Origin of the sequence: Psychrobacillus sp. FSL H8-0483 (genome assembly GCF_038637725.1) — a bacterium.
Classification (GTDB): domain Bacteria; phylum Bacillota; class Bacilli; order Bacillales_A; family Planococcaceae; genus Psychrobacillus.
The window spans coordinates 1,021,610-1,043,209 of record NZ_CP152052.1; the positions used below are offsets into that span (position 1 = coordinate 1,021,610).

General features: G+C 37.1%; 18 protein-coding genes. 17 read left to right on the top strand and 1 reads right to left on the bottom strand.

Features of this window, described 5'->3' with window-relative positions:
* The first annotated feature begins 14 nt into the window (after positions 1 to 14).
* The 4 genes from leuC to MHB48_RS04660 all read left to right on the top strand — a co-directional run bounded on the left by leuC (position 15) and on the right by MHB48_RS04660 (position 4,749).
* On the top strand, positions 15 to 1,430 hold the full coding sequence (gene leuC / locus MHB48_RS04645; RefSeq protein WP_342600391.1) for a 3-isopropylmalate dehydratase large subunit: 1,416 nt from the start codon (positions 15 to 17) through the stop codon (positions 1,428 to 1,430).
* A gap of 268 nt (positions 1,431 to 1,698) precedes the next feature.
* The gene (gene leuD / locus MHB48_RS04650) at positions 1,699 to 2,277 is read left to right on the top strand and encodes a 3-isopropylmalate dehydratase small subunit (protein WP_342600392.1); all 579 of its coding nucleotides are present in this window, start codon (positions 1,699 to 1,701) and stop codon (positions 2,275 to 2,277) included.
* A gap of 174 nt (positions 2,278 to 2,451) precedes the next feature.
* Positions 2,452 to 3,516, top strand: coding sequence for a threonine/serine dehydratase (locus MHB48_RS04655; RefSeq protein ID WP_342600393.1), 1,065 nt, complete (start codon positions 2,452 to 2,454; stop codon positions 3,514 to 3,516).
* Positions 3,517 to 3,903: 387 nt separating this feature from the next.
* The gene (locus tag MHB48_RS04660; protein WP_342600394.1) at positions 3,904 to 4,749 is read left to right on the top strand and encodes a VOC family protein; all 846 of its coding nucleotides are present in this window, start codon (positions 3,904 to 3,906) and stop codon (positions 4,747 to 4,749) included.
* Between the two features lie 208 nt (positions 4,750 to 4,957).
* On the opposite strand, the gene MHB48_RS04665 is transcribed toward MHB48_RS04660, so the two are convergent.
* The gene (locus MHB48_RS04665) at positions 4,958 to 5,749 is read right to left on the bottom strand and encodes an SDR family oxidoreductase (RefSeq protein WP_342600395.1); all 792 of its coding nucleotides are present in this window, start codon (positions 5,747 to 5,749) and stop codon (positions 4,958 to 4,960) included.
* Positions 5,750 to 5,895: 146 nt separating this feature from the next.
* Between MHB48_RS04665 and MHB48_RS04670 the strand changes: the two genes are divergently transcribed.
* The 13 genes from MHB48_RS04670 to MHB48_RS04730 all read left to right on the top strand — a co-directional run bounded on the left by MHB48_RS04670 (position 5,896) and on the right by MHB48_RS04730 (position 21,559).
* Positions 5,896 to 7,584 (top strand): methyl-accepting chemotaxis protein, encoded by a 1,689-nt coding sequence (locus tag MHB48_RS04670; protein ID WP_342600396.1) that lies wholly within the window; start codon positions 5,896 to 5,898, stop codon positions 7,582 to 7,584.
* Positions 7,585 to 7,806: 222 nt separating this feature from the next.
* Positions 7,807 to 8,301: a C40 family peptidase gene (locus MHB48_RS04675; RefSeq protein WP_342600397.1), complete on the top strand. Its 495-nt coding sequence runs from the start codon at positions 7,807 to 7,809 to the stop codon at positions 8,299 to 8,301.
* A 361-nt stretch (positions 8,302 to 8,662) separates the two neighbouring features.
* A complete protein-coding gene (locus tag MHB48_RS04680) occupies positions 8,663 to 9,046 on the top strand; it encodes a PilZ domain-containing protein (protein ID WP_342600398.1) in 384 nt (127 codons plus the stop codon).
* 106 nt (positions 9,047 to 9,152) lie between these two features.
* Complete coding sequence (raiA, locus tag MHB48_RS04685) at positions 9,153 to 9,710, top strand: ribosome-associated translation inhibitor RaiA (protein ID WP_340918364.1); 558 nt, start codon at positions 9,153 to 9,155, stop codon at positions 9,708 to 9,710.
* 279 nt (positions 9,711 to 9,989) lie between these two features.
* Positions 9,990 to 12,500: a preprotein translocase subunit SecA gene (secA, locus tag MHB48_RS04690; RefSeq protein ID WP_342600399.1), complete on the top strand. Its 2,511-nt coding sequence runs from the start codon at positions 9,990 to 9,992 to the stop codon at positions 12,498 to 12,500.
* A 29-nt stretch (positions 12,501 to 12,529) separates the two neighbouring features.
* Positions 12,530 to 13,631 (top strand): peptide chain release factor 2 gene (gene prfB / locus MHB48_RS04695; protein WP_340925115.1). Its coding sequence is split into 2 segments (ribosomal slippage): positions 12,530 to 12,601 and positions 12,603 to 13,631, totalling 1,101 coding nucleotides; the frame shifts between segments, so codons are not numbered across the junction.
* Positions 13,632 to 14,450: 819 nt separating this feature from the next.
* The gene (locus MHB48_RS04700) at positions 14,451 to 15,320 is read left to right on the top strand and encodes a YitT family protein (protein ID WP_342600400.1); all 870 of its coding nucleotides are present in this window, start codon (positions 14,451 to 14,453) and stop codon (positions 15,318 to 15,320) included.
* A 50-nt stretch (positions 15,321 to 15,370) separates the two neighbouring features.
* Positions 15,371 to 15,709, top strand: a complete 339-nt coding sequence (gene cccB / locus MHB48_RS04705) for a cytochrome c551 (RefSeq protein WP_342600401.1) — start codon at positions 15,371 to 15,373, stop codon at positions 15,707 to 15,709.
* A 587-nt stretch (positions 15,710 to 16,296) separates the two neighbouring features.
* Positions 16,297 to 16,983: a cell division ATP-binding protein FtsE gene (gene ftsE / locus MHB48_RS04710; protein WP_342600402.1), complete on the top strand. Its 687-nt coding sequence runs from the start codon at positions 16,297 to 16,299 to the stop codon at positions 16,981 to 16,983.
* Positions 16,973 to 17,860, top strand: coding sequence for a permease-like cell division protein FtsX (gene ftsX, locus MHB48_RS04715; RefSeq protein WP_342600403.1), 888 nt, complete (start codon positions 16,973 to 16,975; stop codon positions 17,858 to 17,860). Before ftsE ends, ftsX begins: the two co-directional genes overlap by 11 nt.
* Positions 17,861 to 18,024: 164 nt before the next feature.
* Entirely contained in the window at positions 18,025 to 19,329 is a 1,305-nt protein-coding gene (locus MHB48_RS04720) for a peptidoglycan DD-metalloendopeptidase family protein (protein ID WP_342600404.1), read from the top strand.
* 161 nt (positions 19,330 to 19,490) lie between these two features.
* Positions 19,491 to 20,069 carry a redoxin domain-containing protein gene (locus MHB48_RS04725; RefSeq protein WP_342600405.1) on the top strand — a complete coding sequence of 193 codons (579 nt, stop codon included), beginning with the start codon at positions 19,491 to 19,493 and terminating at the stop codon, positions 20,067 to 20,069.
* Positions 20,070 to 20,140: 71 nt separating this feature from the next.
* Complete coding sequence (locus MHB48_RS04730; RefSeq protein ID WP_342600406.1) at positions 20,141 to 21,559, top strand: S41 family peptidase; 1,419 nt, start codon at positions 20,141 to 20,143, stop codon at positions 21,557 to 21,559.
* Positions 21,560 to 21,600 lie beyond the last annotated feature (41 nt).

A 21,600-nucleotide genomic window follows, 5' to 3' on the forward strand; every position in this document is an offset into this window, starting at 1 on the left:
AGGAGAGGGACTAAATGGCAAAAACGATTATTGAGAAAATTTGGGATGAACATATTGTATACGAGGAAGAAGGTAAACCAGACCTTCTCTATATCGATCTTCACTTGCTTCATGAAGTAACATCTCCTCAGGCTTTTGAAGGGTTACGACTAAATAATCGTAAGGTTCGTCGTCCAGATCTTTGCTATGCAACAATGGACCATAACGTACCAACTCGCAATAGAGAACAGATTAAAGATGTGATTGCACGTAAACAAATCAGCACGCTTCAAGAAAACTGTGAACAATTTGGTGTTCCACTTGCGAATATGGACCATCCAGATCAAGGGATTGTACATATAATCGGACCAGAACTTGGCCTAACTCAACCCGGAAAAACAATTGTGTGTGGAGATAGTCACACATCTACTCACGGTGCGTTCGGTGCAATCGCTTTTGGTATTGGAACAAGTGAAGTGGAACATGTTCTTTCCACTCAAACACTATGGCAAGCTAAACCGAAAACAATGGAAATCAAAGTAACTGGCGAACTTGGTTACGGTGTAGCGGCAAAAGATATTATTTTGGCGATCATTTCAAAATTCGGTATCGATATGGGTACTGGATATATTGTGGAATATACGGGAGAAGCTATTCGTAAGTTGACAATGGAAGAGCGTATGACGATTTGTAATATGTCGATCGAAGCAGGAGCTCGTGCTGGTTTGATTAGTCCAGATGAAACGACGGTTGAATTCCTAAGAGGTCGTGAGCATGTTCCGGCAGGAGAGGCTTTTGAACAAGAAGCAGCTCGTTGGTTAGCATTAGCGTCAGACGAAGGTGCAACTTACGATAAAACAGTAGAGATTTCCGCTGACGAAATCGAACCGTTTGTTACATGGGGTACAAATCCTTCGATGGGTTCTGGAGTTTCACAAAACATTCCTTATACTTCAGATTTCACTGAAATAAGCGATCAACAAGCGCATGAAAAAGCAATAGCATATATGGGTCTAGAAGAAGGCATGGCTTTAGTAGATATTCAAATTAGCAATGTATTTATTGGTTCTTGTACGAACGCACGTCTAAGCGATTTACGAACAGCTGCAAGCGTTGTAGAAGGTTGCAAAGTGCATCCAAATGTAAAAGCAATCGTCGTTCCAGGATCTAAAGCCGTGAAAAAACAAGCAGAACAAGAAGGTTTAGACAAAATATTCCTTGATGCAGGATTTGAATGGCGCGAATCTGGTTGCAGTATGTGCCTAGCGATGAATGATGATATTGTACCAGCGGGCGAACATTGTGCATCTACATCCAACCGTAACTTCGAAGGTCGTCAAGGTGCAGGATCTAGAACACATCTTATGAGCCCAGCAATGGCAGCGGCTGCAGCAATTGAAGGTCATATTGTAGATATTCGCAAATTTCAACTTTATCTGGCAGGAGTTTAAACTCTTGCTGATTAGAGGAACTCGGCTAAGATCGCTGCAAAAGAACTTTTGCGGCAACGTCTGAGTGACCAACATCCTGTTGGCCAAATCCTTTGGTGGAGGTTACAGATAATAAAGGAGTAATAAGTATGTTGTTAGCCTAAATCCGTCGCATCCATGCGACAATGGCTAACTGACCTGCATCACGCAGGCCTTAGCTCAATTCAAAATCTGGACGCAATTACGCCAAGGCGAAATTGATTTAATAAATGCGCAAGGAGGAAAACCCGTGGAGCCTATTAATGAAATCAAAAGTGTCATTACACCATTAAATCAAAAAAATGTTGATACTGACCAAATTATTTCGAAAGAATTTCTGAAAAGAATCGAGCGTACAGGATTCGGTAAATACTTGTTTTATCACTGGCGCTTCGATACTGAAGGAAATCCAATAAAAGATTTCGTCTTAAATGACGAACGATTTAAAGATTCCACTATATTAGTAGCGCATGAGAACTTCGGTTGTGGATCGTCTCGTGAGCATGCACCTTGGTCGATTTTAGACTATGGTTTCCGTGTAGTCATTGCACCAAGTTTCGCAGATATTTTCTATAATAATTGCATGAAAAATGGGATTCTTCCTATTAAATTGTCCGTAGAAGAAGTAGAAGCGATTCTTAGCAAAGAAGTATATAATGTGGCAGTTAATTTAGAGGAACAAAAAGTGATCGGTGAGGACGGAGTAGTTTATTCGTTCGACATTGACCCGTACCAAAAGAAAATGCTTCTTAATGGATGGGATGAGATTTCACTGACATTCCAATACGAAGAACATATTAAAGCGTACGAAGAAAAAGTGAAACTATAATCAACGAGGCCACTGAAAATCTAGAAATTTGTATTTTAGTAAGAACTATTTGCTGTATTTAATTTAAGAGAATTTAGCGCGACGCATGAGACTCCTGCGGGAAAGTGAATGCCAAGGCGCTAAATTCTCTTAGCGGCTATTTGATAGATAATTTATTAAAATGACACTTTTAAAGTGGCCACTAATCAACGAGGGTTTTTTCATCACCCATATGCTTTACAAAAAAATAGTGAATTAGGAGATGGTTTTGTTGGGAATTCATACGACACTGTAGGTTTATATCGAGCATCGGAAAAAGTAGCGGAGTTCGTTCATCGTACACCATGTAAAAATTCGTCTACCATAAATGAACTTTGTGGAAAGAAAGTATTTCTGAAAATGGAGAACTTGCAAAAAACGGGTTCATTTAAAATTAGAGGTGCAATGAATAAAGTTTCACAGCTGACCGAAGCAGAATGCGCAAAAGGCTTAATCGCGGCATCCGCAGGGAACCACGCACAAGGTGTCGCTTACGCAGGAAAAGCCCGCAATGTGCCAGTCACTATTTATATGCCAATCGGGACACCTGCTGCTAAAGTGAACGCAACAAAAGGCTACGGAGCAACGGTCAAACTTGTTGGACAGAATTTTGACGAAGCATATGTTGCTGCTAGAGAAGAGCAACTTCGTACAGGAGCAACATTCATTCATCCATTCGACGACTTAGCCGTAATCGAAGGCCAGGCAACGGTTGCGATGGAAATGTTACAGCAACGGCCGGAGATTGACACGATTATCGTGCCAGCCGGTGGAGGAGGACTTCTTGCGGGTACTTTACTTGCAGTGAAATCCATTCGTCCAGATATCCGAGTAATTGGCGTTCAATCCATTAACTCAGCTGCGATTGCGATTGCTTATAAAGGAAAGAACGATGGATTGGTTCCATTTCAAGGTAAGACGATTGCGGAAGGCATTAACGTGAAAATCCCAGGAAAGCTGACGATGAACATTATTCATTCCTTCGTGGACGACATCATCACAGTGACAGAGCAAGAAATTGCTTCGGCAATTATCTTCATGCTTGAACGAGAAAAGACACTTATTGAAGGTGCAGGAGCTGCCGCAGTAGCAGCAGTGTTGAATAATCGCATTCCATCCATCGCTGAAAACGTAGGTATTATCGTAAGCGGAGGCAATTTCGACGTTGGCAAACTATCGGAATGCCAACAAATGTCTATCCAAGTTCCATTAGCAAAATAAATTAAGAATGGACCACTAGTCGATGAGACTGGTGGTTTATTTTGCGTGGAGTATAAGCGATGAAGTGATTGGACTAGGTGTGTACTGGGGATGTTGCGAATAATGGCCAAAATATTGCGAGTATGAAGTGTGATATTGCGAATAACAGAGTTAATATTGCGAGTAAGCCAATCGATGTTGCGAGTAAATGGTTCGATCTTGCGTATGCCACTATATATTGCGAGTACCAGGTACTATATTGTGCGTAATGGGTACAATAATAGAAGTATGCCTCTCCTCATGACATTTCACCAGATTAATTTGCAAATTAGTTACTTGACTTTATTAGGTAACTAAAATATAATAACTTACTATAAGTAACTGATAAAAAAATTGGAGGAATTATAAATGAAATATCAAAATAAACCATATACTTTCGTGGAATTAGTAGAATTAAAAGTATCGGATTTAGAACGTTCTCTTAGCTATTATCAGGAGATAATCGGATTTAAAGTACTTGAAAAGAAAGACAACAAAGTATTTTTGACTGCTGACGGAAAAACAGCATTATTATCTTTAGAGCAACCAGCAAATTCTAAGCCTAAGCCACAAAACACAACAGGCTTGTACCACTTTGCACTTCTATTACCAAGTCGTGCAGATTTAGGAGCTGTATTAAAGCATTTCATCGAAATTAATGCGCGCGTTGGAGCAGGAGATCATTTAGTAAGTGAAGCATTATATTTAAATGATCCAGATGGGAACGGCATCGAAATTTATAATGACCGTCCAGATACAGAATGGAAATGGAATGGTGAGTTTGTTGCAATGGATACACTTCAAATCGATGCACAAAGCATTTTGGCAGAGGGTGCAAATACTAAATGGGTTGGCTTACCAGAAGGAACTGTAATGGGTCATATTCATTTACAAGTTGCAGATTTAGCAGCTACAGAGAAATTCTATAATTTATTAGGATTTGAAGTTGTCACTCCATATCCAGGTGCTTTATTTATGGCAACGGGTAAATATCACCACCATATCGGATTGAACACATGGGCTGGAGTAGGAGCACAACCAGCTGGGGAAAACGCTTTGGGTCTTGAAGCATTTAATTTAGTATATCCAAGCAATGAAGTGCTAAGTACTGCACTAGAAAACTTGAATACAAACAATATATCTGTAGTAGAAGAAAACGGGATCTACATCACAAAAGATCCATCTCAAAATAAAATCAAATTGATCGTAAAATAATGAAATGACTCCGAGCAATCGGAGTCATTTTTTGTATAAAAATTTACAAATAATGTATAAACGAGACCAATTCCTCCAAACCGAGACCAAATCGCCAAATTCGAGACCATTTTCTCCTCAACCGAGACCTACTCCTCCAAACCAAGACCAATTCGCAAAATCGGCATCAAAAAAACTGAAACCCAAAGTTATTAGTCTTCTCCCTCTTTTATAAGGCCTTCAACATACCGCCATCGACTACTAAGTTTTGGCCAGTCATATACGTGTTAGCTTCCGAGCACAAAAATGCAATAATATTCGCAAATTCAGCAGGCTCACCATATCGTCCAGCTGGAATCATTTGCTTATTTCCTGCTTGAATTTCGTTAATCGACACGTTTTTCTTTACAGCTGCAATTTGATCAAGCTCTGTAATACGATCCGTCTGAATTCGACCTGGTCCGACAGTATTTATTAGTATGTTATTAACTGCATACTCGCGAGCAATACTTTTTGAAAGTCCAACCATCCCTAGACGGAATGTATTCGACAAAATAAGACCATCTATTACTTCTTTTGTAGAAGAAGAGGAAATGTTGACGATTCTCCCGAAATTTTGCTCTTTCATGTAAGGGAGCGCTAAACGAATCGTACGTATATAGCTTAATAAATTTTTCTCGAATGCGGTGTTCCAATCTTCGTCTGTTACCTGTGAAAAGCCTCCAGGACTAGGACCGCCAGCGTTATTCACTAAAATATCGACACCACCTAGTAACGCGCTTGCTGTCTCAAATAGACGATTAATGTCATCTTCCTTTGTCACATCGCATACTACATAATAGACTTCTTGATTGTTACTCGCTGCTTTAATTTCTTCAGCGGTTGTTTTCAGTTCTTCCTCATTTCGACTCGATAGGAGGATTTTTGCGCCTTCCATAGCAAATTGGAGAGCTGTTGCTTTTCCTAGACCTTTGCTTGAGGCAGTCACAATGACGCGTTTATTTTGTAGTCCTAAATTCATTTTAAAATTCCTTTCAATTATGTGATAGTTTTATATTACACTGAATTTTCTGATTCGTAATTGTAAAGTTCATGTAAAGTTTCTCAAAATCCATTCTTTCCTCTTGTTTCATATGCTATATTTCCTTTTAGGAGGTCTCAATACCTATGAAAAAATGGTCTAGTATTCCACTGCGAATGAAGTATTTAATAACAACTTTTAGTTCTTTTATCTTATTTGGTATTATGACGATTTTATTAATTGTGCAAGTTATTCAGAATCAACGGCTTTCCGACAAATTAGAGATATCTTCTGAAAATGTCGAAAGTGCAGATATGATGCGAGCAGAAGTTGCAAGTTTATACATAGCCATATCACATTTTGCAGGTGATCCGTTAGAAGAATACGACAAAGAATATGAAATGAAAAAAGAGAGTTTGAATCAACTAGTTACTACTGCTACTCAACGTATGGCCCATGTTGAATGGGAAACCTTTCAGAAAACATTAAATGGTATTCAAACAACATATGAAAATAATTTAAAAGACTCTGTGGTAAATAAAGAGAATGTCGCAAAGCGTAGACAGCTTCAGTCTATTAATGAGAAATATAATATGTTAACGGCTATGCTGGATGCAACAAGAAAAGATGAGTCTGTAAATCGACAACTTATAATTGAAGAAATGAACAAAAGTCAGCAACAAACAATTGTAACTGTTATTATAGCCTTTCTAATTTCTGGGTTATTTTCAATTACTTTGTTATTAGTAACGAATCGTCAAATTAAAGGTCAGCTTTCTATCGTCGCAGCTTCAGCGAAAGAAATATCAAAAGGGAATTTATTAGTTAATCCTATCCCTATTTCGACAAAAGACGAAATTGGGGAAGTCTCGCAAGCTATGAATGAAATGAAAACTAGTTTAACAAGCATGGTACAAATGATTAAAGAAACAGCAGAGAGATTAAATGAAGATAGTACATTATTAAAACAATACTCGAACAATACAGTTGCTGGCACAAACACTGTGCAACTGGCAATAAATGAATCTAGTACCAGTATGATGGAGCAAAGAGAAGCTTCCATAGGTATACGAACTTTTCTAGAGGAGTTTTCAGGTACCTTTGGAGAAGTGACAGAAAAAGCATTAACTTTAAATAATCATGCGACAAGTGCTGTTAAAATTGCAGATGAAAGTGCAGATGCTATGAAAATTGCAGCATTGGAAGCATCACGACTACGGACTTTATTTAAATCAGCGGATAAAGAACGACTTTTGTTACAAGAGCGAACAGAAGAAATTGCCAGAATGACGACCATCGTCCAATCTATATCGAAACAAACCAATTTGCTTGCTTTAAATGCTGGAATTGAAGCGGCTCGATCTGGTGAACATGGAAAAGGCTTTGCAGTTGTTGCAGAAGAAGTGAAAAAGTTGGCAGACGAGGTTTCCTTAACTGCAAATACCATTCGCGAAATTTCTAACTCTATTACGCTTCAAGGGAATGATATGGAGAAAGTGTTTGCTGAGGGTCTGTCCACTTCTAAAAATAGCGCCAATACGTTTCAATTACTGCATGAAAAATTGGACGCTATTGTTTCCTTTATTCATGAATCCAAAAATCAAAACGATCATATGGCAGAGTCTATCCTTACAATTGAGCATGAAAAGAATGAATCAGAAAAGCTAATATTTGAATTGACTAGATCTATTGACGAAAATACAGCACATATGGAACAAACCGTACAATTACTTTCCGTAAATGTCCAAACGATTGAATCTTTGTCTAAACTAGTCACTAATGTGAGCGAACAAGCGAACAATTTGGAAACATCGACATCACGTTTCATAATGTAACAAAAGCCTGAAAAGTCATTTCATTGACTTTTTGGGCTTTTTTTTATTTCGTAAACATTGATATATCAAGGTTTATGCAATATTTAAGGTTGAAATTTTATAGCTTAATTAGACGTGTTTTGTAACATAATTGTTACAAAACTGTAAAGTTAAAAACGTTTAAATCGTGGTAAGATGAATTTAGTTAATTATCAGAAAACTTTTTTTACTTGGGGGAACAACATGAATACTAAATCTATGTCGCAAAAAGTCATTACTATATTTGTATTAACTATTCTATTAGCTACGGCATCATTCGTAGGAAATGCAGAAGCATCAAGCTCTGTTAATTCAAACGAATTAGTTGCAACTGCTAAAGATTTAGTAGGAATAAAATATCGTGGTGGCGGTACGACTACAGCAGGATTTGATTGCTCTGGATTTGTAGGATATGTGTTCGATGATGTAGGTATTAATCTTCCCAGAACATCGTCAGGTATGCATGCCTCGGGAACAAAAATCGACCGAGATGATTTAATATCCGGAGATCTAGTATTCTTTAACACGACAGGTAAAGGTGTCTCACATGTTGGTATATATATAGGAGAGGGCAAGTTTATCCATTCTTCCTCTTCAAAAGGTGTTAAAATTGATAAATTAAATGACCCATACTATTGGGGTGATCGTTATATTGGAGCTAAACGAGTTGCTGATGTTACAGTTGCAGTGAACAAATAAAACATATAACAAAATGTTCTATCGTATAATTAACGGTAGAACATTTTTTTATTCTTGGCACTGTTAAATGATCTTATTGTAACCTACCAAAAATCCGCTCGCTTTCCGCGGACGAACTGCCAAGCCTCCTCACTTGCAAGCTCGTAGTGGGGTCTTGGCAGCCCGTTTTTCCGCAGGAGTCTCGCGGATTTTGTCACAAAATATATTCTAAAAAACAAAAGCCAGATTTAACAAAGCCTTATTCTAACAAAATTTTTTATACAGTTTTTTAATTATAAAAATATTGAAAAACAATAAGTCCATAGTCATAATGGAGGAAAGTCGACACAGCTTCTTTGTGTGGATGCTGGGAGGGAAAAACATGCAGTACAAACGCAATGAATATTTTCGTTATACCTTCGGAGAACCGTGTGAGGCAACTTTTCGATTAATAAAAAATGCTAGTGAAACATCTCCACAGGAAATATCAAATAAGGGGACATGTAAAATAATTGATATTAGTCCGAATGGGTTGAAAATTTACTCAGAACTTTTTATCTCTATTGATAAATTAAAACAAGTAGAAATAAATTTCAATTTAGATGAAGCACCTCTTACAATGATTGGTGAATTTATATGGTCCAAAGGAAAATTCAGTGGTTATGAGTATGGTGTTCGCTTATTAGGGGACACTGAAAGCGAGCAATTAATCATTAGTGAACTTAAAAGTCGTCGAAGAAAAGAAATGGAAATAAAAAAACAATAATTTGTCAAAGTTCGACAAAAAAATAAATAAATTTTTATCTAAAGAAGGATATTTCAGATAGGATGTTGAAATATATATATAGAGTTAAATCAAAGGAGGAGTTTACATGCTAAACTTTAACATTCGTGGAGAAAACATTGAGGTGACTCCTGCAATTCGAGAATACGTCGAAGGAAAAATCGATAAAGTGGATCGCTACTTCAACGAAGAAATACAAGCTACAGCTAACGTCAATTTAAAAGTGTACAATGACAGACAAACAAAAGTTGAAGTGACAATTCCAATGAAAAATCTTACATTGCGTGCTGAAGAACGTCACGCAGATATGTATGCGGCGGTTGATTTAATTATAGATAAGCTGGAACGTCAAATTCGCAAATATAAAACAAGAGTAAATCGAAAATCCCGTGAGCGAGAAGGCTTACCTTCTTACTTTGTAACAATCGAAGGACCTGATGCGCCTGTAATGCAATCGGATGAAGAAGAATTTAATATTGTACGTACTAAACAATTTGATTTAAAGCCAATGGATCAAGAAGAAGCTGTTTTACAAATGAACATGTTAGGCCATAATTTTTTCATCTTCACAGATGCTGATTCGAATGGTACTAATATTGTTTACAAACGAAGTGACGGTAAATACGGGTTAATTGAAACGAACTAAACTAATCTTGAGCGAACGTTTTCAGTTTGTTTTTTAAGCCTAAAGATGTACTGCTAGTGCTGCCAGATGCAGCCCCAAAAAAGTTGGTCTAACGCCTTTAATGGAGAACTTAGGTTGCTACAATGACCAGTGTGTTTCATCCGTTAGATATTATTTTGACAATACGAACTCTCCTCTATGCAAGAGGAGAGTTTTTTTTACATTGTGCACTACCTTATTTGCGTGACTTTGTAACGAATGGTAAAATGGAGAGTAAGACTAAATGGGAAGTGAAAATAGATGCTTGGTGTACTCAATAAAGTATTCGATTTAAACAAACGTGAATTAAAACGATTAGAAAAAAAGGTCAATCAAGTAGAAGCATTAGCTAGCGAAATGGAAGCTAAGTCGGATGAAGCATTACGTGCGAAAACCGATGAATTCCGCAGCCGATATGCGAATGGAGAAACTTTAGATCAGTTATTACCTGAAGCGTTTGCTGTAGCTCGTGAAGCAGCAAAACGTGTACTTGGCATGTATCCATTCCGGGTACAAGTTATGGGAGCAGCTGCTCTACATGAAGGGAATATTGCAGAGATGAAGACAGGGGAAGGGAAAACGTTAACTTCTACCATGTCTATGTATTTAAATGCAATTCCTGGCCTTGGCGCACATGTCGTGACGGTAAATGAATATTTATCTGCTCGTGATGCTGCAGAAATGGGACAACTATATAACTTCTTAGGATTGTCCGTTGGATTAAATTTAAATTCACTATCTAAAGAAGAAAAACGCGAAGCTTATGCGGCGGATATTACGTATTCGACAAATAATGAGCTTGGGTTTGATTATTTACGAGATAACATGGTGTTGTACAAAGAAGATAAAGTACAACGTCCGCTTCACTATGCTGTTATTGATGAAGTCGATTCTATTTTAATTGATGAAGCGAGAACGCCTTTAATTATTTCAGGACAAGCAAATAAGGCAGCAGCTTTGTATAAACAGGCAAATGCTTTTGTAAGAACATTAACTAAAGAAGAAGACTATACGTACGAAGAATCTACAAAGGGTGTTACGTTAACAGATACGGGTGTAGAAAAAGTAGAAAAAGCTTTTGGTATCGAGAACTTATTTGATTTAACACATGTACGTTTAAATCACGCTGTCAATCAATCCTTAAAAGCTCATGTATCCATGCATTTAGATGTGGACTATGTAGTGCAAGATGGCGAAGTTGTTATTGTTGACTCATTTACAGGTCGTCTTATGAAGGGCCGCCGTTATAGTGATGGATTACATCAAGCGATTGAAGCAAAAGAAGGCTTGGAAATTCAAAACGAGTCCATGACGATGGCTACGATTACGTTCCAAAACTTTTTCCGTATGTACGATAAACTATCCGGAATGACTGGTACCGCGAAAACGGAAGAAGAGGAATTCCGTAATATTTACAATATGAACGTTATTGCTATACCAACGAACCGTCCAATTATGAGAGATGACCGTGCGGATTTAATTTATGCATCGATGATTGGAAAATTTGAAGCTGTTGCTGCTGATATTGCAGAGCGACATAAAAAAGGTCAACCCGTATTAATTGGTACAGTAGCAATTGAAACATCTGAAATCATTTCCAAGCTGTTAACAAAACACGGTATTAAGCATAATGTATTAAATGCGAAAAACCATGAGCATGAGGCAGAAATAATTGCAACTGCTGGTCATCTTGGTTCTGTTACAATTGCGACAAACATGGCTGGTCGTGGTACCGATATTAAACTAGGTGAAGGTGTTATAGAAGTTGGAGGGTTAGCGGTAATTGGTACGGAACGACATGAGTCACGTCGTATTGACAATCAGTTACGTGGACGATCTGGTCGTCAAGGAGATGCAGGGATTACACAATTCTATCTTTCAATGGAAGATGAATTAATGCGTCGCTTTGGATCGGATAATATGCGTAATATGATGTCCAAACTTGGTATGGATGATTCCCAACCAATTCAGTCGAAAATGGTTTCTCGTGCAGTAGAATCAGCACAAAAACGTGTAGAAGGAAATAACTTCGATTCACGTAAACGTTTATTACAATATGATGATGTTTTACGTCAACAACGTGAAATTATTTATAAAGAACGTAATGAAGTGTTAGAAACAGAAAACATGCGTGCGCTAGTGGAATCCATGCTATTCGGTGCCATTGAAAGTTTGGTAGCATCCCATACAAGCTCTGAGAATAAAGCGGACTGGAGTTTGAAAGGAATAGAAGACTACGTACAAGCGAATTTATTGCCAGAGGGCATTATTACGCAAGGACTTTTAGCGGATCTATCTCCGGAAGAAATGACCGAGAAAATTAAAGAAGAAGTCATCCGTTTCTATGATGCAAAAGAAGAAGAAATGACTTCTGAACGCATGCGTGAATTCGAGAAAGTTGTATTACTTCGCTCTATCGATTCTAAATGGATTGATCATATTGATGCGATGGATCAACTACGTCAAGGTATTCACTTACGTGCTTATGGTCAAACAGATCCTCTTCGTGAATATCAAAGTGAAGGATTTGCTATGTTCGAAGCGATGGTTGATTCCATCCAAGAAGATGTTGCGAAATATGCGATGAAAGCAGAAATTCGAAACAATCTGGAACGTGAAGAAGTAGCAAAAGGCCAAGCGGTAAATCCAAAAGAAGACGGCGCGCCTGTGAAGAAAAAGCCTGTACGCAAACAAGCTTCTGTTGGTCGAAATGATCTATGTCCTTGTGGAAGCGGAGAAAAATTTAAAAATTGTCACGGTGCCGTGCAATAAATGAGAAAGTCGGAGGAACAAATAGCATGATAGAAATCTCAGTAGTAAGAAATGAATTAGACCGAACAGCTGGAAAGTTAAAAGACTTTAGGGGGTCTCTTTGACTTAGAAAACAAAGAGGTTCGTATTCAAGAATTAGAGGAATTAATGACTTTTCCAGACTTTTGGGATGATGCACAAGGTGCACAAAAAGTAATTAATGAGTTAAACGGATTAAAAGGAATTGTAGAACAATATAATGGTCTTGTATCCACACAAGAAAACTTAGAAATGACTCTGGAGCTAATTAAAGAAGAACCAGACGAAGAATTACAAGAAGAACTTGGTTCAGAACTGAAAGAATTTAGTTCTGAACTAGGAGAATTTGAATTGCAATTACTATTGAGTGAAGAATATGACAAGCATAATGCCATTTTAGAGTTGCATCCAGGTGCTGGTGGAACAGAGTCCCAAGACTGGGGTTCTATCTTACTTCGTATGTACCAACGATGGGCAGATAAACGCGGCTTTAAGGTTGAAACAATTGATTACTTACCAGGAGATGAAGCTGGTATTAAATCGGTAACTCTACTGATTAAAGGTCATAATGCTTACGGCTATTTAAAAGCAGAAAAAGGGGTACATCGTCTTGTGCGTATTTCGCCTTTCGATTCATCTGGTCGCCGCCATACATCATTCGTATCTTGTGAAGTTATGCCGGAATTCAACGATGAAATCCAAATCGACATTCGAACAGAAGATTTAAAAATAGACACATATCGTGCAACTGGTGCAGGTGGTCAGCATATTAATACGACAGACTCAGCTGTTCGTATTACCCATTTACCAACGAATAGCGTTGTTACTTGTCAAACCGAACGTTCACAAATTAAAAACCGTGAGCAAGCTATGAAACTATTAAAATCTAAGTTATATCAATTAAAAATTGAGGAACAAGAAGCGCAACTTGCGGAAATCCGTGGAGAACAAAAGGAAATTGGCTGGGGAAGTCAAATTCGTTCATATGTATTCCACCCATATTCTATGGTAAAAGATCACCGTACAAATGAAGAAAGCGGAAATGTTCATGCTGTCGTAGATGGTGAAATTGATTCATTTATTCACGCTTACTTACGCTCCAAAATAAATTAATAGACGATAAAATGGGGCTGTCCATTTAGCCCATAAATTGAAGCAGGTGTAGAAAAACGAGTCTTTTTCTTTTCTACACCTGTTTTTTGTATACTTTTTATTAAACTAAATGTATTGATTTCCGTTCCAGACGGACGCTTTCCGCGGGCATGGCTTCAGTCTCCTCGTCGCTTTCGCTCCTGCGGGGCCTTCAGCTCATGCTATTCCCGCTGGAGTCGCCGTCTTCCACTACAATCAATTGCCTACAAAAATTGGAAAAAGGACCATCTCTCAGTCACTATATGATTTTAGGGACAGGCCCATTTTTTTAATAGAAGTAGACACTATCTATGAAAATAGTGAAGCAATAAACATTAGGTCAAATGAGTTTGCAACAATAATCGAAGAAAGCACTGATACAGTAACGCTACTATTACGGAATATTAAAAGTAATTGCAGCCCATATTAATGAAACTTATTATGAAGCGCAATCGATAAGTAAATAACAGATTAGAACTATCCTTATTTGGGTAGTTCTTTTTTTATAATCAGAGACTCCAATGGATTATATACCTCGATTCTAAATATGCACTCAGGAAACGATTGAAAACAAGTTGCTCTGATAATACTTCTACTAAGATGGTTTTCCTTCTTCTAAGCACGATTCACGTTTTTTAATGTTTTCTCCTTTTTCGAGTACCAATAAAGACGATATAAAACCTTTACTTCTCTGTTGCTTTACTTCTTCATCGTGCCATCTTACTGAAGTTCACAAACTTTCCTTCAGTTGTTATACTAGTTCAGTCAATAACAAGTATTTGAAACGAAAGAGGATATTTAATGGAAACAAATCACAGACTACATAAAGAATTGCCACCGTTTTTGGAGCAAGGAAGAGATTATTTATATGTAATTATTGGTGCCGCCATAATTGCGGTTGGGTTTAATGTATTTTTATTGCCAAATCAAATTGCTTCTGGTGGAGTGAGCGGAATTAGTACCATTCTAAAAGGTGTCTTTGGATGGGAACCAGGAATTGTTCAATATGCATTTAATATTCCGCTCTTCATCGCAGGTTTATTTTTCTTAGGCGCGCGATTTGGAATCAAATCATTAGTTGGAACATTAACACTTCCAGCGGTTGTATTAGCTACTTCGAGCTGGGAACCTTGGACAGACAATCCACTTTTAGGTGCGTTGTTTGGAGGAATTGCAGTTGGTCTTGGTTTAGGCATCGTTTTTCGTGGTGGTGCTTCTACCGGAGGAACCGATTTAGCGGCGCAAATTATTACAAAGTATACAGGTTTATCTCTTGGTACAAGTGTATTATTGATCGATGGCTTAATTGTTATAAGTGCAGCATTTGTTTTTGATATTGAAAAGGCACTTTATGCATTAATAGGTCTTTTTGTGACGACTAAAACGATCGATATTGTACAGTTAGGTTTTAGTCAATCCAAAATGATTTATATTATTACGAATAAACAAGACGAAATTAGGGATGCTATATATAAAGAGATAGATCGCGGGGTGACAAAACTTCCAGCATTTGGGGGTTATACGAATAAAGAACGACCTATTATAATGGTTGTTGCTTATCAAACCGAGTTCACAAAATTGAAACATATTGTCCGAGTCATTGATCCTGCTGCTTTTGTCATAGTATCAGATGCATATGAAGTTCTTGGAGAAGGTTTTAAAAAGTACTAAAAATGGTATAATAAGAAAGTAATACCACTATTTTTGGGGAGGCAATAGCAATGAACAAAAAACTATTAGCTGTAATATTTGGAACTGGCTTAATTTTAGCTGCTTGTGGTGGAAATAAGGAAGCAGAACCTGCTGAACCTTCTAATGGCACTACTACAGAAAATGTTAAAGTAGATGCAGAAAAAATCGTTACTTCTAAATGCATTAGCTGTCACGGTGGTAATTTAGAAGGTCAAGGTAACTTCCCATCACTAGCGGATGTTGGTGCACGCCTATCTCAAGATGAAATCTTAAATGTTATTGAAAATGGTCGAAATGCAATGCCAGCTGGAATTATTACTGGTGAAGAAGCTCAAGCAGTTGCTGCATGGTTAGCTGCTAAGAAGTAAGTCTTAAACTACATGTTACTTACGAAAAAACAGTTGCGTACTTTAGGCAGCTGTTTTTTTATGTACGCTCGACACTTTTTTTTAATAGAGTTTATTTCATAAATAGTACTTTGTCATTGAAATACCAACATTAATCACTTCTTTGATTGAAGCGGCAGGCGGCGACTCCTGCGGGATGAGTGAGACAGATAAGCCATCACAAACGACGCGTGAGCTATGGTGATGGCTTATCGCTCACCCCGCGGAAAGCGTCCGCCTATAGTGGAAATCAACTATACTTTATTCCATGTGAAATATATATTTCTTTAGTTTCCTTTAGTATTGTTCGTGTTTTTTCATGTAAATTGGAATTATGAAATTGATTCAATAAAGAAGGATTATGGACGAAGGATGTAGAAATTAGATATTGTAGTACAATTGTCGGTATGAATTTATAACTATTTAGTATAAAGCAATAGGATAATATTTATTATGCTCTCACTTATTACCTACAAATTGAAATGAAACTGTAACAATCGAGTGGTCGTCTAGTGTTATAATAGGCATGTTGTATTTTATTAAACGAAATTAACTAGGTGGTATATAGAATGATAGAAATGATAAACGTCTACAAAAAATATCCGAATGGAATAGTTGCTGCAAACGGGATTGATGTAGAAATAAAGCAAGGTGAGTTTGTTTATGTCGTAGGTCCGAGTGGTGCAGGAAAATCGACATTTATCAAAATGATGTATCGAGAAGAACGACCAACTTCAGGAACTATTAAGATTAACGGTAGTGATTTAAGCACATTAAAAAATAAAAACGTACCCTATTTAAGAAGACAAATTGGGGTAGTCTTTCAGGACTTTAAATTACTTCCTCGCCTTAATGTGTATGAAAATATAGCTTTTGCGTTAGAAGTTATTGAAGAGTCTCCTAAAATTATACGTAAGCGTGTCATGGAAGTTTTAGAATTAGTTGGGTTAAAACATAAGGCAAGAATGTTTCCAACAGAGCTTTCTGGAGGAGAGCAACAACGAGTATCCATTGCACGATCTATTGTAAATACTCCTAAACTTGTTATTGCGGACGAGCCTACAGGAAACTTAGATCCAGATACTTCATGGGAAATTATGAATATTTTCGAAGAGATTAATGCCCGAGGAACTACGATTGTAATGGCAACACATAATAGAGAAATTGTAAATACTATTAGACACCGTGTTATTGCAGTGGAGGGTGGATTAATCACTCGAGACGAATACGGAGGAGAATATGGTTATGAAAGCTAGAACAGCAGGACGACACTTCAGAGATAGCCTGAAAAGCATCAGTCGTAATGGCTGGATGACTTTTGCTTCGGTTAGTGCAGTAACAGTAACTTTACTACTTGTTGGTGTTTTCTTTATGATAATGATGAACTTAAACAAGGTTGCGGATGATTTAGAAAGAGATGTAGAAGTTAAAGTCTATGTAGAACTTACCGCGGATGAAGAAGCTAGATTGAAATTAGAAGAAGAGATTAAAAACACATCAGGAGTAGCTGAAGTGGTGTATTCTCCAAAAGAAGATGAATTAAGTAAGTTAGTAGTAGATTTTGGAGAAGATTTACGTTTGTTTGAACAACAAAACCCTCTACATAATGTGTATTATATAAAAGCTGTCAACCCACAAGAAACAGCGAAGATTGCACAAAAAATCGATCGTTTAGATAATACGTTCGAAGTAAAATATGGCGAAGGAAAAATAGAAAAACTATTCTCTTTCTTAAACACAAGTAGAAATGTAGGGCTAGTATTAATTTTGGCGTTGCTATTTACGGCAATGTTTTTAATTTCTAATACGATTCGTATCACTATTGTTGCAAGACGACGTGATATTGAAATTATGAAACTTGTTGGAGCAACGAATTGGTTTATTCGTATTCCTTTCATATTAGAAGGAATGTGGCTTGGGATATTAGGAGCAATCATTCCGATAACTTTAGTAACAGTACTCTATTATAATATTCACAAAATGCTAGCACCTAAGTTGGAACAAGGGAACTTGTTTGAACTGCTGGAATTTTCGCCTTTCATCTATCAAGTGAATGCCTTGATTTTATTAATGGGAGTATTGATAGGTATCTGGGGTAGTTTCATGTCTGTACGTAAATTCCTACGAGTATAAGCTTTTGCAGCAAATGACTTCTGTGGAAGCATATGTTTTTTCTGCTGATTAAGTTTATAGCCACAGATTTTGTTAGTAGTTCACCTGCCAAACCTGGTGGAAAATCTGGGCACCAATACGCCAAGGCATATATGATAGTAATAGTTTGAAAGGAGCAATAAATTTTGAGAAAACAGTCTAAATGGGTGCTACGTATTATTGCAGTGGCAACAACTGGAGCACTTTTATTAACTGGTCCAAGTGCCCTTGCCAATTCATTAAATGATTTAAAAAGTGAACAAAAAAAATTAGAACAGAAGAAAAATTCAATTAACTCGAACATTAAAGAAACAGAAGGTAAAATAAATGAAAATGAGTCGAAAATTGATAAAATTATGGCTCAAATTCAAGCGCTAGATTCAGAAATTATTGCAACTGAAAATAATATTTCGAAGGTGTTAAATGCAATAAAATTAACCACTACGGAAATAGAAAAATTGCATGCTTCCATTGCAGAATTGGAACGTAAAATCGAGGAACGAGATAAGCTGTTAAAAGAACGAATTCGTGCTGTCCAAGTGAGTGGAGGTTCGGTTAGTTATGTAGACGTTTTACTCGGGGCAAATAGTTTTATTGATTTTATCGATCGCTTCTCTGCCGTTAATACATTAATGGAAGCAGATCGTAAAATTTTAAAAGAACAAGCAGATGATAAAAAACAGTTAGAAGAACAAAAAGCAAGTTTAGAAAATAAGTTAAAAGAACAAGAAGAGAGCAAAAATAAACTTGTTAGTTTGAAAGCTTCGCTAGATAGTCAAAAAGCTTCCAAAGGCGACTTAATAGACCAGCTAGAGGTAGAACAAAGTAAGTTGCAAGAACAAAAAGAAGTAATGGAAACAGAATATGAAGAAGTGCTTAATTTAAGCCAAGACGTGCAAGATAAAATTGTATCAGAACAAAAACGTCTTGAAGAAGTAGCAAGAAAAATAGCAGAAGAGAAAAAGCGTAAAGAAGAGGAAGAACGAAAACGCCAAGAAGCAGCTGGCGGATCCACTACAATTCCAGACGTCTCTCCCGGTGCATGGACAAAACCTGCTTCAGGAAGATTGACATCAGGTTACGGATATAGAGTGCATCCTATTTATGGTACTGGGAAAATGCACTACGGAGTAGACTTTGCGAACAGTACTGGAACTCCTGTTGTATCAGCAGCAGATGGGGTCGTATCCTATGCATCTCCACTGAGCACATATGGAAATGTTATTATGGTAACACATTCGATTGATGGTCAAACCTTTACTTCCTTATATGCGCATTTAAGTAGTATCAAAGTAAGTGTTGGACAAGTTGTTTCAAAAGGACAACTAATAGGAGCAATCGGAACCACTGGGAACTCTACTGGCCCGCATCTCCATTTTGAAATTCACGTTGGAAACTGGGAAGGCATGGCGAAAAACTCAGTAAATCCATTAAGATATATTTCTATTTAAAAAAAGATGCTCAATTACTCACCTTAGTAAGTGATTGAGCATCTTTTTATTTTGGACATATTTACAAACTTGCCAATAGATTAAATTGGTATTCTCCATCCAATTATGCTTATAATAATAGCGATGGGAATAAACAATGATGTGTTAATTGGAGGTAGACTGTGAAGAAAAAGATAGTCGGTTTATTAATCGTTGGTTGTTTAGTGGCAATCGCAACCATTTCATTTGTAAAAAATAATATTGATGAAAAAGATGCGTTTGCTGGGGAACAAATGGGAACAGATTTAGCAATGAATCCTGCTAATGAAGGTATTGGTAAAGGGGATACTGCACCTAATTTCACGCTGACAACGCTAGATGGGGAAGAAGTGACCCTTGCAGATTATCGGGGGAAAAAGGTTGTTTTAAACTTTTGGGCAACTTGGTGTCCACCTTGTAAAGCAGAGATGCCTCATATGCAAAACTACTACGAAGATATGGCAGAAAAGGAAAACGTGGAAATTTTAGCGGTTAATTTGACAAGCTCCGATGTTGGTCTAGATAAAGTAAAAGCATTTCAAGAAGATTACGCGTTAAGCTTTCCAATTCCTTTAGATGAGGAAGGTATACTTGGAGAGACATATCAAGCAATCACAATACCAACTACATATATGATTGATACAACTGGTAAGATTCAAAATAAAATAGTTGGTCCGATGGATGAACAAATGCTTAATGAGTATGTTAGTAATTTAAAATAAAACCCGATTTTTGGGCAAGTATTAAACTTCATTTTCCTCACATATATTAGTGGAAAAGTAGGAGGTTGAACTTGCGCAAAAGTCGGATTTTTTTATATGGTTTTCTAGGTGTAATAATTCTTGGGTTTGGGTACATTTGGTTTGGGACAACATCGAGTACAGGGCAAACAAACGTTAGTAATAGTCAAGTAATCGATGAAGCGTTTAAATTAATTAAAAAAGAAGCTGTGTTTTCGAAAAACGAAAAACTGTTGGTTGAAGGGGCCATTCGCGGAATGGCAGATGCGTTAGAAGATCCGCATAGTACTTATTTGACAAAAGAAGAAGCGTTAGCTCAAGAAGCATCACTAGCAGAAGAACGTGTTGGAATTGGAGTAGAAATTATGCTCTCCGCTGGGAAATTTATAGTTGTTGCACCGATAAAGGATTCTCCTGCATTTAAAGCAGGAGTGAAACCGCAGGATGAGATTGTCCGTGTTAATGGAGAACGACTAGAAGGTAAAAAGATGACGGAACTTGTTCGGTTATTAAGTGGTGATAAAGGAACTAGTGTAAAACTGACGGTATATCGTGCAAGCGAAGATCGACACGTGGAGTTACATATGAAACGAGATACGATTGCGATGCATACTGTTTCTAGTGAAGTATACGAAGTGGATAATTACTCAATCGGACTTGTAACGATTTCTATATTTGGGGAAAAGACAGGAGAAGAGTGGGAGAAACAAACGAAAGCTTTAGTTGAACGTGGTATTGATGGTCTCCTGGTTGATGTCAGAGGAAATCCTGGCGGATACTTATTTAGCGTATCTTCTATTATCGGAACTTTGTTGCAAAATGGCAGTACTTTCGCGTACATGCAAGATTCGAAAGGTGTTTTGGAAATACTGAAAACGGAAAATAAAGATAAGACTTATTTAAATAAAATACCTGTTGTTTTATTACAAAATGGGGGAAGTGCTTCAGCAAGTGAAGTGTTAGCGGGAGCATTAAAGGATAATAATCGTGCCATGATCATAGGAGAAACAAGCTTCGGGAAAGGAACTGTGCAGGAAACAAAAGACCTTTCCAATGGAGGTAAATTAAAAATTTCAACCCATAAATGGCTTACTCCAAAACAAGAGTGGATTCATCATAAAGGTATTGAGGCAGATTTAAAAGTCGAGCAAGATGAGCTCTATATGATGGATCTAAAATCTTATCGTGGAGAATTTAAAGTTGGAGATTTCGGAGAAGAAATTAAATATGTTCAACAAGTATTAGGAGCTTTAGGTTATAGTATTTCACGAAAAGATGGTTATTTTGATGAAGATACAAGAGATGCATTAGAAATGTACCGAGAGAAAAATAAACTAACGGCTAAAGAGGGACTAGACGATACATTATTTCAATCCTTAACGAAAACAATATCGGACTATAAAGTGAGAAAAGAAAATGATAAGCAGCTTCAAATGGGTATTAGTTATTTAATTCACGCTATTAAAAAGTAAGATTATATGAAAATCCTATACGCAAAGGACTCCACGTTTGT